The organism is Nitratireductor aquimarinus (genome assembly GCF_017255295.1).
GTDB lineage: Bacteria > Pseudomonadota > Alphaproteobacteria > Rhizobiales > Rhizobiaceae > Nitratireductor > Nitratireductor aquimarinus.
This window is the reverse complement of the sequence record NZ_JAFKDE010000011.1, coordinates 1-11772: the sequence shown is the minus strand read 5'-3', so window position 1 is coordinate 11772 and position 11772 is coordinate 1. Positions and strand designations below refer to the sequence as shown.

The 11772-nt window shown below is 59.9% G+C and carries 11 protein-coding genes and 1 pseudogene; 10 read left to right on the top strand and 2 right to left on the bottom strand.

Features of this window, described 5'->3' with window-relative positions; all coding sequences use genetic code 11:
* Positions 1-151 precede the first annotated feature (151 nt).
* The 3 genes from repC to JYP46_RS18340 all read left to right on the top strand — a co-directional run bounded on the left by repC (position 152) and on the right by JYP46_RS18340 (position 2498).
* On the top strand, positions 152-1540 hold the full coding sequence (repC, locus tag JYP46_RS18350; protein ID WP_206548923.1) for a plasmid replication protein RepC: 1389 nt from the start codon (positions 152-154) through the stop codon (positions 1538-1540).
* Between the two features lie 81 nt (positions 1541-1621).
* Entirely contained in the window at positions 1622-1993 is a 372-nt protein-coding gene (locus tag JYP46_RS18345; protein WP_113156417.1) for an antitoxin Xre/MbcA/ParS toxin-binding domain-containing protein, read from the top strand.
* On the top strand, positions 1986-2498 hold the full coding sequence (locus JYP46_RS18340; protein WP_206548922.1) for an RES family NAD+ phosphorylase: 513 nt from the start codon (positions 1986-1988) through the stop codon (positions 2496-2498). The genes JYP46_RS18345 and JYP46_RS18340 overlap by 8 nt, the downstream gene beginning before the upstream one ends.
* A 46-nt stretch (positions 2499-2544) precedes the next feature.
* Here JYP46_RS18340 and JYP46_RS18335 read toward each other — a convergent pair whose 3' ends face one another.
* The gene (locus tag JYP46_RS18335) at positions 2545-2793 is read right to left on the bottom strand and encodes a WGR domain-containing protein (RefSeq protein WP_113156419.1); all 249 of its coding nucleotides are present in this window, start codon (positions 2791-2793) and stop codon (positions 2545-2547) included.
* Between the two features lie 182 nt (positions 2794-2975).
* Positions 2976-4154 (bottom strand): tyrosine-type recombinase/integrase, encoded by a 1179-nt coding sequence (locus JYP46_RS18330; RefSeq protein WP_206548921.1) that lies wholly within the window; start codon positions 4152-4154, stop codon positions 2976-2978.
* Between the two features lie 190 nt (positions 4155-4344).
* Between JYP46_RS18330 and JYP46_RS18325 the strand changes: the two are divergent.
* From JYP46_RS18325 to JYP46_RS18295, 7 genes and pseudogenes are all read left to right on the top strand, one after another.
* Positions 4345-4968, top strand: a pseudogene (locus tag JYP46_RS18325) (IS6 family transposase); the annotation flags it as partial.
* A gap of 432 nt (positions 4969-5400) precedes the next feature.
* On the top strand, positions 5401-6957 hold the full coding sequence (locus JYP46_RS18320; protein ID WP_222474290.1) for an ABC transporter substrate-binding protein: 1557 nt from the start codon (positions 5401-5403) through the stop codon (positions 6955-6957).
* A gap of 5 nt (positions 6958-6962) precedes the next feature.
* Positions 6963-8000: an ABC transporter ATP-binding protein gene (locus JYP46_RS18315; protein ID WP_222474289.1), complete on the top strand. Its 1038-nt coding sequence runs from the start codon at positions 6963-6965 to the stop codon at positions 7998-8000.
* Positions 7997-8896 carry an ATP-binding cassette domain-containing protein gene (locus JYP46_RS18310; protein WP_206548919.1) on the top strand — a complete coding sequence of 300 codons (900 nt, stop codon included), beginning with the start codon at positions 7997-7999 and terminating at the stop codon, positions 8894-8896. Before JYP46_RS18315 ends, JYP46_RS18310 begins: the two co-directional genes overlap by 4 nt.
* A 2-nt stretch (positions 8897-8898) precedes the next feature.
* Positions 8899-9639, top strand: coding sequence for a glycerophosphodiester phosphodiesterase (locus JYP46_RS18305; RefSeq protein WP_206548918.1), 741 nt, complete (start codon positions 8899-8901; stop codon positions 9637-9639).
* Positions 9636-10571, top strand: coding sequence for an ABC transporter permease (locus JYP46_RS18300; protein WP_206548917.1), 936 nt, complete (start codon positions 9636-9638; stop codon positions 10569-10571). Before JYP46_RS18305 ends, JYP46_RS18300 begins: the two co-directional genes overlap by 4 nt.
* 92 nt (positions 10572-10663) lie before the next feature.
* Positions 10664-11482, top strand: a complete 819-nt coding sequence (locus JYP46_RS18295; protein ID WP_206548994.1) for an ABC transporter permease — start codon at positions 10664-10666, stop codon at positions 11480-11482.
* Positions 11483-11772 lie beyond the last annotated feature (290 nt).

Genomic DNA, 11772 nt, shown 5'->3' with positions numbered 1-11772 from the left:
GGAAAATCGCGCAAGAAAAAGGCCCCCAGAACGTTTAAATTCCGGAAGCCCCTTTCGATGTAGCAATCTGAAAGAATCACTTCCAGCGTTCAAAGTCAAGCACCGGGTCACTCGGTGAGCGTCTTTTTCTTGCCTAATGCTAGGTGAGACAATGACGGATAGATTTGCAATCTCGCCATTCGGCGGGAAAGGGATGGCGCGTGCCCAAATCATAGTCAGTGAGCAGGTTCGGCGTGCCCGCAAGGCCCTGAACACGCGCTCGGGCGATGCACGTGCCTGTTCTGAAAATACCGTGGATAAATGGCATTTGCTGCGGGCCGTAACCGAAGCACGACCGGCGCTTGGCCTCTCCGACAGGACGATTGTGGTTCTGGAGGCGCTTGTGAGCTTCAACAGTGAACGCATGCTGGATCCCGGCGGGGAACTTGTCGTGTTCCCGTCCAATGCCGAACTCTCCATTCGCGCCCGTGGCATGGCGCCGGCAACACTGCGTCGGCATCTGGCGGCGCTGGTGAAGGCCGGGCTCATTCTGCGCCGCGACAGCGCCAATGGAAAACGTTTTGCGCGCCGTGGTGAAGAAGGCCAGATCGAGGAAGCTTTCGGCTTCGATCTAGCGCCTCTGGTCATGCGTGCGGGCGAAATCGAGGCTTACGCAGCAGAAACACGGCGGCTTGCTAAGGCCCTGAGAGCCCTCAGGAGCGAAGTAACGATCCATCTGAGGGATATTGCGGCCATTGTTCACGCAACCGCCCAGGAGGGCAGGGGAGAGCGTTTTGCAGCCTTTGCAGAGCGTCTCGAGGCGCTTTCTGGAAGATTGGGCCGCAACACCGATTGGAAAACGCTCAAAGCACGCAGAGACGCGCTCGTGGAACTGCGCGACGCAATCGAAAACGCATATCTCGATAACCTTCGCGACGAAGAGCTGGAGGCTCAAAATCCAGAGCGCATGGTTAATGAAATCACAAAAGTGAGCGCCAATGAGTCCCAAAATGAGCGCCATATTCATAATTCAGACTCAGACTCTAATTTTGAAATAGAGGTAGACGACATCGAAGCGGAAACGCCGCGAAAGGCTCATGAAAGCGTAGCCCTTGCCAAAGCACACCGGAAAAACCCATCCGGAAGGCTGGAAAGAGCCCCACAACCGACAAAACAGGCTTCTGCAAGTGAAAATGCTTGCCGGACCGCAACGATGCGGCTGGAAATTGTGACCTCAGCCTGTCCGCAAATGCGCGATTATGCGCCCGGTGGCCTCACAAACTGGCGAGATCTCATGAAAGCCGCCGAAACGGTGCGTTCCATGCTGGGAATTCCACCGGACGCCTGGGCGAAAGCGCGGACAGAGATGGGCGAAATCAACGCGGCAATCACCATTGCAGCCATGCTGGAGCGGGCCGAGGCCATCCGGTCGCCCGGCGCATATCTCCGGCGGTTGACCGAAAGGGCCCATGGCGGCTCGTTCTCCGTCAAGCCGATGCTCAATGCGCTCGTTTCGGCCCGCCAGCGAGCCCTTATAGGCTCAAGGAGAGCGCAAGCTTGAAATGAACATATTCTGGGCATAGTTTAATCGGGTAGTGATCATTATGTGCTCATTTCGCGTTGATTCAGGAGGTCAAAGAGCATGACTGCGGCAGAACTCGATTTCGCAGCGGCCCATTTCGCTGACGAGCGCGCACCGTTTCTATCCGCCCGGCGGGTTTCTGAACTTCTGGGCGTGACAATGGTGGAGCTCGCACGGCTGATTGGCGTTGCCCGCAACACGCTGACGGCCAAATCCGGCCAGAGAAAGGTTGATCAGGCGCTGAGCCCGGTTGTGCGCATTCTGGCAATGGCGACGGAAATGGCCGGGGATGAGCACCGGGCCGTGATCTGGTTCAAGCATCAGCCGATTCCCGGCTGGGCGGGAAAAACCGCCTATGATCTGGTAGGGGAGGGGAAGGCCGACAAGGTTTTGACCTATCTCGAAGCGGTGCGTGCCGGCGTCTATGCCTGAGGAATTGCGCAATGAGACCCTCTGGCGGGCTTATGTGCCGCGCTGGGCGCATGCGCCGCTTTCAGGGGAGGGGGCCGCACGCTTTGGCGGTCGCTGGAACCCGGTTGGAGCAGCCACGATCTACGCGGCGCGGGAGCTTTCCACGGCCTGGGCTGAATATAATCAGGGATTTGTGCAGCACCCCGCACTGATCGCCCAGCTGACGCTTTCAAAAGCGCGCCTTGCGGATCTGACGAGCGAAGAGGGGCTTGAGGCAGTCGGGCAATCGCCAGCTTTGCATCAGTGCGAGTGGCGGGCGGATATGGATGCCGGAAAGCTGCCCGAAACCCATCTCCTGCGCGAAAAACTGCTTCTGCAAGGCTATCACGGCGTGATCTATCCATCCTTCATGTCGCCCGGCGGAAGCTGCGTCGCGCTGTGGAGCTGGAATGGAGAGAAAGGGCCCGGTCTTTCCGTGACGGATCCCGAGCACAGACTGCCAAATGACGCGGCTTCCTGGCTTTAGATCTTTTTTGGGATTTCTCGGTATTTTCACCTGAAAATGGCTCGTTTCAGCTCATTTCGGGATGATATCCGCGCTTTTCCTTGATTTTGCGCAGCCGCTGGAGGGCTGTCTCCGCAGCCCCCGTCGTGTCGAAGAGATTGATCTTGAACTGCCCGCGCGTGCCGATCCGGCCCCACTGGCGCACAAGAGCAGCGTCGCCAAACAGGGTGGGCTCAACGGAAAGCGTGTAATAGCGCGCCATGTTGCGTGCGGGATCGATGCGTTTCAGACAGCAGAGATGTGGGTTGGTAGACATGCCTATAGCAGGCCCGGAAAAGCCGGCTGCGTCCAACGCATTTGCTGAATCGATCAGCGGTGACCGATTCACGTCGCTTATCGTTCATTGACTGAAGATCGAGGGCGAATGCGCGGTATCGAGAGCGCTCAATCCCTTTGTTTCTATGGAGTGTGGGACGCAAAACCGATGCTGGAGCCGCTCTAGAGACCACTCGCCTTGGTGAGATTGACCCGGAAACGATCGCGGCGACGCTGATAGTGGCGGGTCATTTCAGCGCTTGCATGGCCCAGCTGCTTTTGAACGAAGCGTTCGTCCACCTCGGCTGAAGAGGCAAGCCCGGCGCGCAGGGAATGGCCCGAAAACAGCTTTTCACGCTCCTTTTCAGACAATTCCGGACGCAAACCGGCGTCGAGCGCGGTCTTTTTGACCAGTCTGGCGACATGTTTGTCGCTGAGACGGCTTTCCTGAACCGATTTCTCACCGCGAATTCTGCGAAACAGCGGGCCATGGGCCACGCGCCCGAGCCGCATCCAGATTTTCAGCGCTTCCACGGGGCAGGAACGGTCTGCCGAGCCGCGCCCGATCTCCACTTCACGCCATCCGGTTTTGCCGCGCAGCGTGAGAATCGCGCCGTTTTCGAACATCTCGACCCAACCACAGCCATCTTCCGTCTGGTCGACACCTGCATCGAGGCCAACGATCTCGGAGCGGCGCAATCCGCCGGCAAAGCCGACCAGAAGCACCGCTCTGTCGCGCAGTCCTCGCAGATCGTGGGGCAGGGTTTCGAGCATGGCCAGAATGTCGTCGGCCAAAAGCGCTTCCTTCTGAACCGGCGGGCGGCCGTGTTTGCGGCGAATGCCGGCAAAGACTTCTGCAATGTGCGGATTCTTGCGGTCGAGACGGTCCCCACGTTGCGAGAACGCCTGAGAGAGCCCGGAAAGCCGCCGCTCCAACGTCGAAACGGTTGGCCGCGGTGAAGATGAAGCGCAGGCGGACAGGTATAGCCCCACGGTCTCTGGATTGGCCGGTAAGGGCGAGAAGCCCGCGCGCCGGCACCAGGAGGCGAAATGACGCCAATCGGCAGCGTAGGCGCGCTGTGTGGCTTCCGAGCGGGCCGCGCGCGCGTAGTAATTGCGCGCCGTTTCGACGAGTGGACCCGTTTCGGCGGGCAGGAGAGGGGAGGGGGCCTGCCGCTCATCCATGGCCAGAACGATGTCGACAATGTCCGGCAGGTCAGGATTTTCTGGCGCCGGTTGGTCGCATTTTAACGTTGTTATGGCATTCTGAGTGCTAGATTCGTCGTTTTGCGACGTGCTCTCTCGCGTCGCAGACGGGGCTAAGTGCCGGTTTTTGGTATTCTGCTCGATCTCAGAGGCCATTTCGCCATCTAGCACGCGGACGTCCGATAATGCAAGATTATCGGACGTCGTGAAGAAGCGACAGGGGCGGCGCTTTAATGTTTGATTGGCCGTCAAAAGCGCCGGACGTCGATGCGCCGTTCCTGCCATTCCCTGAACAGGGGATCGTCAAGTTGTTGACCTTTGGAGGGCAGCCGGGTAGCTCCGGGCGATGATCAGTCAGGTGTCCGCACCGCGCCTGAAAGGTCACCGCTTTCCGCGCTCCATCATTTCGTACACGGTCTGGGCGTATCACCGCTTCTCGCTCAGCTTGCGTGACGTCGAGGACCTGCTGGCCTAGCGGGGCATCGTGTTGAGCTATGAGACGATCCGGGCGTGGGTGGGAAAATTCGCACCGCAGATTGCGAAACGGGTCCGGGCTGCGCGCTGGCGGCCCACCGACAAATGGCACCTGGACGAAAAGGTGATCATGATCAATGGCGTGCGGCACTGGCTGTGGCGCGCCGTGGACAGCAACGGTGAAGTTCTCGACATCTTCGTGCAGTCGCGGCGCAATGCACGGGCCGCGAAGCGCTTTATTTCACGGCTGATCACCCACTGGGGCGAGCCCCGTGTCATCGTGACGGACAAACTGCGCAGCAACGGCGCGGCCCTGCGGAAGCTTGGGCTGAACGTGGACCACCGGGCACACAAGGAACTGAACAAAGGTATTGAGGAATCGCACCGGCCCACCCGGAAACGCGAGAAGATCCAGGGCCGGTTCAAATCGGCAAGGCAGGCGCAAAGGTTCCTCTCCGTCCATGATGAAACCGCCGACCTGTTCCGTCCTCGCCGCCGCATTCAAGCGCTGGAACGATTGCACGGACGGCATGGCCGCGTGACAGGCGGAGGCCCAGCTTTCTTCGACCCCAGGCAACAACTTGACAATCCCCCGCCCCGCTCACAGCTCTCGGCATTCGCAGTCATCGCCTGCGCGCCATGGCAGAATGGAACGCTGTAACCATCGGCCGCTGAAAACAGCGCCACACATCCAATCGCGTCCCGATCTCGTTAACGTGACATCGCCGTTGCACACCCGACCAAGCTGCAATGCATCGATTGTATGAGATTGCATTCATTCAACATGAAACGCTTTTGGGAATACGAAGCCGACAAAATTGTCACGGGGTTGTAAGGCAGTCGTCACGCAGGTGTCATGTCACGTTTCTAGGGGGAGGTTCTGCTTGCCCAGCGCAAGCCATGTGAACATCTCACCCGGAGAAATCCATTGAAAATTCTGTCCGCCATTGCAGGCGTCGCCTTCGGCCTGACTGCAGTGCTCGGCGCGTCCGCTGCAACCGCCAGCGATCGCCCCGACATCGTCGTCGCTGTTCCGGATCTCCCGCCGACCCTTGAGCCCGCCAAGGAACTCTCCAATATCGGCACCCGCATAACCTATGACATCTTCGACACCGTGATCCGCCGTGATTTCCTGTCAGCAGAAGATGGCTCGGGCTCGCAACTGGTTCCCGCGCTCGCTGAAAGCTGGGAATGGACCGATGACCGCACGCTCGCCTTGAAGCTGCGCGAAGGCGTCAAGTTCCACAACGGCGAGACAATGACCGCCGAAGACGTCGCCTTCACCTTCTCCGCCGAACGCCTGTCCGGCCCGGAGGCGATAATGGCCAATGGCCGCGGCTATTTCGGCAACATCGAGAGCGTCGAGGCAACCGGCCCGCTCGAAGTGACCTTCACCCTGAAAGTGCCTGACGCGATCTTTGAACAGCGCCTGGCCTCCTGGACTGCATGGGTCGTCAACAAGAGCGACTGGCTGAAAAATGCCGGCGACAGCTATCCTCAGTTTCCTGTCGGCACCGGTCCTTTCATGCTGGACGAATACAAGCCAGACCAGTCGATCCGCCTCGTGGCCTTCGACGATTATTTCGGTGGCAAGCCCAAGGCGGCGTCTCTTACTTTCGTGAAGGTGCCCGAAGAAGCTGCGCGCATCGCCGGTCTCGTCGCCGGTGACTTCGACATCGTCACGACCATCGGCCCGGATCAGATCGCCCAGATCGACAGCTACGACAATGTCGAAGCGCGCTCGGTGGTGCTGTCGAACTCCCACGTCCTCGTCTACAACACCAAGAACCCGGTGATCGCCGACAAGCGTATCCGCCAGGCAATGAATCTGGCCATTGACCGTGACCTTCTGGTGCAGGCCCTTTGGGCAGGCAAGACCGTCGTGCCGCTGTCGCACCAGTACAAGGAGTATGGCGCACTGTTCGAGCCGAACCGCGAAGGTCTCACCTATGATCCCGAACGCGCGAAGGAACTGCTGGCCGAAGCCGGTTATAACGGCGAGACCATCTACTACAGCACCAACCCCAACTACTACGTCAATACCGTGCCCGCCGCAGAAGCGATCATGGAGATGTGGAAGGCCGTCGGCATCAACGGCAAGCTGAACCTCGTCGAGGACGTCATGGGCGTGCCTGAGAACGAGCGCATGGTACGGACCTGGTCCAATACCACCCGCTTCCCCGATCCCGCCGGTGGCCTGTGGAACCTCTGGGGCCCCCATCAGGGTGTTCAGCGGAAGAATGAGTGGACGCCAGAGAACTTCAATGTGCTCGGTGCAGAGCTGGACGTGACATCTGATCTGGCGGAACGCAAAGTGGTTTTCCAGAAAATGCTCGACATCTGGGAAGACGAAGCTCCGGGGACTATCCTTTACCAGCCGCTGGAAACGTATGGCGTGCGTTCATCGCTCGAGTGGCGCCCCTATTCGCACTTCTATCTTGACCTGCGAAATTACAATTTCGAAGATCAGGCCGCTACTCAGTGACCCTGATGGCAAACATGATGCGCGCCGGAAATAGCCGGCGCGTATCGATGGCCTGCGCTCCTGCCGGAGCAATGGCTTCGCGATCTGAGCCGTTGCTCCGGGTCGATGGGCTTTGCGTCGGCACGGAACACTCTGATCTGGTGCTGGATGTCTCCTTCGACCTGGCTCCGGGAGAAACCCTTTGCCTTGTCGGCGAAAGCGGCTGCGGAAAGTCCCTTACCTGCCTGGCGACAATGGGTTTGCTGTCCGCGCCGGTGAAGCGCAAGGCCGGACGAGTGATGTTTGCTGGTGAGGAGCTTTCCGGTCTGTCTGAAACAGCTCTTCTGCGCCTCAGGGGGCGCGAGGTTTCGATGATCTTTCAGGATGCCACCGCTGCCTTGAACCCGGTTCGCAGGGTCGGCGATCAGGTTGCCGAGGTGTTGTCCCTTCACGAAGGGCTTACGTCCCGCGCGGCTCGCGACCGAACGACAGAGCTTTTCGAGATGGTCGGCATTCCAGACCCACGCGCGCGTCTGCGTGCATACCCGCATGAGCTGTCCGGCGGTATGAACCAGCGGATCATGATTGCCATGGCGCTGGCCTGCAAACCCCAGCTGATAATCGCCGACGAAGCCACTACGGCGCTCGACGTAACAACCCAGGCGCAGATCCTGAAACTGCTGCGCAGGCTGCAGGCGGAAACCGGTGCTGCCATGATCTTCGTCACGCATGATCTGGGGGTGGTGGCAGAAATCGCCGACCGTGTCGCGGTCATGTATTCTGGTCGGATCGTCGAACTGGCGACCGCTGACACCCTCTTCGACGCTCCCTCGCATCCCTACACCCGAGGCTTGATGGCCTGTCGCCTGCACGCGGGCACCCACAACACCGGACGTCTGGCCGCCATCGAAGGCGTTGTGCCCAACCCGACCGCGCGTCCACAAGGCTGCGCCTTCGGGCCGCGTTGTCCACAGGTCACAACGACCTGTGTTGAGATGCCCGCTCTGACGGCCCGAGAAGAGGGCCACAGTGTCGCATGCCACTACCCCGGGGATGACCGATGAGCGGAGATATCCTGACGCTGACAGGGATTAGCCGTGTCTACGGCGGGGGCTTCCTCAGCCGCCGTCCTGCAGTGCGCGCGGTTGATGATGTCAGCCTGAACCTCGCACCCGGTGAAGTACTGGGCATCGTTGGCGAAAGTGGGTCCGGCAAATCGACCCTCGGCCGGATCGCCGCCCGTATTGAACCACCCACCAGCGGAGAGGTCCTGATCGATGGAGCCCGGGGGCCGCGCATTGGCACAGCTGCATGGCGCCGGGAGCGGGCGTGTATCCAGATGATCTGGCAAAATCCCTCGCGCGCGCTGGACCCGCGCATGTCAATCGCAGCGCAGATCGACGAAGCCATGGCAGCTCATGGGCTGCCCGTGTCAGGCAATCGGAGACTGCGGCGCGACAGGGTGGAGGAGTATCTGCATCTGACAGGACTCGACGGGCTGGGAGAGCGGTTCGTGCACCAGCTCTCCGGCGGTCAGCAGCAGCGCGCCGTAATCGCGCGCGCATTGTCTCTCGAACCAAGGCTGGTGGTCTGCGATGAAGCGGTCAGCGCACTCGACGTCTCGGTGCAGGCACAGATCATCAATTTACTTGGAGATCTGCGACAGCGGTTCGGAATAAGCTACCTGTTCATTTCTCACGATCTCGGCGTGGTGCGGCACATCTCCGACCGAATCGCGGTCATGCGCAGGGGCAAGGTCGTTGAAAGCGGCTCAGCCAATCAAGTCTTCACCACACCTCAACACGACTACACCCGGGCCTTGCTGGCGGCCGTGCCAGCTGCGACCCCTGCCGCAAGGCGCGCACGTGATGAAACTCAGCGTGCACCCCGCCACATTGCCCGCGCTCAAGGCAATGAACAGACCCCGGTCGCAAAACCCCGCGCCATGGAAAGACTGTAACAATGATCGACCGACCCCTTCTGATTGCTCACCGTGGGGCCTCGAGCCATTACCGTGAAAACTCTCCTTCTTCATGGCGTGGAGCCGTGACCGCGGGCGCCGACATTATCGAAGCCGATACCCGCATTACCAAAGATCATCGCATCGTCATCAGCCATGATGCAGATCTGACCCGTGTGGCCGGACAGCCTGCGATTGTCGCACAGACAACTTTCTCCGAGCTTCAGGAACTGCTTGCCGAGGGTGAACCGGCAGCACCCGCACTTGCCGAGCTCTTTGCCACTGTACCGACCGATCAGGCGTTGCTCTACGACATAAAGGATGAACGCCCCGAGGCACTGGCGCTGCTGGTCGAGGCGTCACTCGCCAGTGGCCGCAAAGCGCTGATATTTGGTGTGCACCATGTGGACAGCCTGGTTCGTCTCCGAGCACTCGGCTGGCGCGGAGACGTGCTCGGTCTGCTGGTGGACATGGAGGAACAGGAAGCTTTTTTCGCCGAAAGCGGAACCGTCCTCAGAATGTGGGAAGACTACGCCCTGTCAGCTCCCGAAAGACTGCGCCAACATGTACAGGCGGAGCACGCAGTCTGGATCACCACAGGTAGAACTGACGGACGCCAGGTCGGAGATCACGATGCATCAAACCTTCTCGGGCTGGCCGAAATGGGTGCATCCGGCTTCCTCGTCAACGACCCGGCTGCGTGCCGCAATTTGCTAAATCAAACGAAGGGCGCCAGCGAATGACCTTCGGCTTCGTCACTCTGAAATTACTGCGCGGGATTTTGACGCTTTTTCTGGCCGTCACCTTCGTCTTCCTAATCCTGCGGTTCGCGGGCGACCCGATGCGCCTAATGCTGCCCGATGACACACCGCCGGATGTGCTGGAACACTACCGGCACGTCTACGGGCTGGACCTGCCACTGCCAGTGCAATATCTGCGCTATCTGCAGGGACTGACACAGGGTGAATTCGGCTACTCATTCCGGGATCAGCAGCCAGCACTGGACACAGTCATGAGCCGTGTTCCTGCAACACTGCTGCTGGGGCTGGTCAGCTTCGCCCTGTCCACCATCTTCGGCATGGTGGCCGGCGTTATTGCTGCGCTCAAACGCGGCAGTACAGTGGATCATGCCGTCATCAGCTTTTCCATCTTCGGCCATTCAATGCCGAGCTTCTTTCTGGGCATCCTGATGATCCTGCTATTCGCCATGACTTGGCGGATCCTGCCCAGCGCCGGCATGGGAACGCCGGCCCACCTGGTCATGCCGGCGTTGACGCTGGCCGTTGGAGGGGCAGGAGCGATCGCGCGCTTCACGCGATCATCCATGCTGGAAGTGCTCAGCCAGCCTTACATTAGAACCGCCCGCGCCAAGGGCGTACCGGTGCGGACACGGGTTCTGCGCGATGCGGTGCCGAATGCAGCGATCCCAGTCATCACAGTTCTGGGCCTGCGTATGGGGGGGCTCATCTCCGGCACGGTGGTTGTCGAGACCGTCTTTGCATGGCCGGGCATCGGGCAACTGCTTGTGACTGCGGTCGGGCAGCGCGATCTGGCTGTGGTCCAGACCATCGTCATCCTGATCGCCTTCACGATGGTCACGGCCAACTATCTGGTGGATCTGGCCTATCGGTGGCTCGATCCACGCATCGCGACCGCAGGAAAGGACGCAGGATGAGCACTCCAGATCTCTCCCTCACGCCAGAACGTCCCGACGTCTTCTGGCGGCGAAGGGCCCGTGCGAAACGTTCCGCAACTGCTCCCGGTCCCATGGTTCAGCTCTCTTTCATCTGGCTGGCGCTGGTGGTGTTCGTAGCCATTTTTGCTGACCTCCTCGCGCCGTATTCCTACACCGAGCAGAGCCTGCTTTCCCGCCTCAAGCCCCCCGTCTTCGCAGGTGGCGATGCCGCTCATCTACTGGGTACCGACAACCTCGGCCGCGATGTCCTCAGCCGACTGCTTTACGGCACACGGATGAGCGTGATCATCGCGCTCGCGGGCTCCCTGATCGGCGCAACGGTTGGCACGGTAATTGGCATTGTCGCTGCACATTTCCGTGGCTGGGTTGAAGAAGCGATCATGACCCTGGTCGACCTGCAGGCGGCCATGCCTTTCCTGATAATCGTCCTGGCCATTCTGGCTTTCTTCGGAAACTCGATCGAACTGTTCATCCTCATTGTGGGGCTGCATGGCTGGGAAACATATGCGCGTGTCACCCGCGGGCTGGTTCTGCAGGCAAACAGCCAAAGTTATGCGTTCGCCATCCGCACCCTCGGAATCCCGCCGGTGCAGATTTATTTACGCCATATCCTGCCGAACATCCTGTCCATCCTGATCGTTCAGGTGACCCTCAATTTTCCCGATTTGATCCTTCTGGAGACATCGCTGAGTTTCCTGGGGCTTGGGATCCAGCCGCCGCAGACGAGCCTCGGGCTGGCGCTAGGGGACGGACGCACCTACCTGGCTTCGGCCTGGTGGGTAGGTGTGCCTGCGGGCGTGGTGATTTTCCTGACAACGCTGTCGATCAGCCTTGCAGGCGACTGGCTGCGGGATCGACTGGATCCGACACTCAATAACGCTCACAACTAGAGCATCTTCGATGAACGCAGAGTCGATTTAAGGTTTCACGCGGACGGCCTTGTCTGTTTCACTGCTGCGGGTGATTTGGCAGGAAAGGCCGCCGCCAGAACCGTCGGCAACCACTCCATCTAATCAAAACTGACGCGTAACCAACCGAAATCAGCCTCCGGCAAACCCGGAGCGTGTGTGGATGCCCCCTACATTGCAAGGTTTTTCTTCCGACTTCTTTTGCAGCGTGTTGCTTCTATCGGTCGTGTGTCAGGCCTCTGATCGCGGCCTGCGCCACGGGGCCGTTATGC

Excerpts from the sequence above, each read along its gene's own strand:
- JYP46_RS18310 (WP_206548919.1), top strand. The coding sequence starts at position 7,997 with ATGAGCGGAGATATCCTGACGCTGACAGGGATTAGCCGTGTCTACGGC.
- JYP46_RS18300 (WP_206548917.1), top strand. The coding sequence starts at position 9,636 with ATGACCTTCGGCTTCGTCACTCTGAAATTACTGCGCGGGATTTTGACG.
- JYP46_RS18315 (WP_222474289.1), top strand. The coding sequence starts at position 6,963 with ATGGCAAACATGATGCGCGCCGGAAATAGCCGGCGCGTATCGATGGCC.
- repC (WP_206548923.1), top strand. The coding sequence starts at position 152 with ATGACGGATAGATTTGCAATCTCGCCATTCGGCGGGAAAGGGATGGCG.
- JYP46_RS18345 (WP_113156417.1), top strand. The coding sequence starts at position 1,622 with ATGACTGCGGCAGAACTCGATTTCGCAGCGGCCCATTTCGCTGACGAG.
- JYP46_RS18335 (WP_113156419.1), bottom strand. The coding sequence starts at position 2,793 with ATGTCTACCAACCCACATCTCTGCTGTCTGAAACGCATCGATCCCGCA.
- JYP46_RS18340 (WP_206548922.1), top strand. The coding sequence starts at position 1,986 with ATGCCTGAGGAATTGCGCAATGAGACCCTCTGGCGGGCTTATGTGCCG.
- JYP46_RS18330 (WP_206548921.1), bottom strand. The coding sequence starts at position 4,154 with ATGGCCTCTGAGATCGAGCAGAATACCAAAAACCGGCACTTAGCCCCG.
- JYP46_RS18295 (WP_206548994.1), top strand. The coding sequence starts at position 10,664 with ATGGTTCAGCTCTCTTTCATCTGGCTGGCGCTGGTGGTGTTCGTAGCC.
- JYP46_RS18305 (WP_206548918.1), top strand. The coding sequence starts at position 8,899 with ATGATCGACCGACCCCTTCTGATTGCTCACCGTGGGGCCTCGAGCCAT.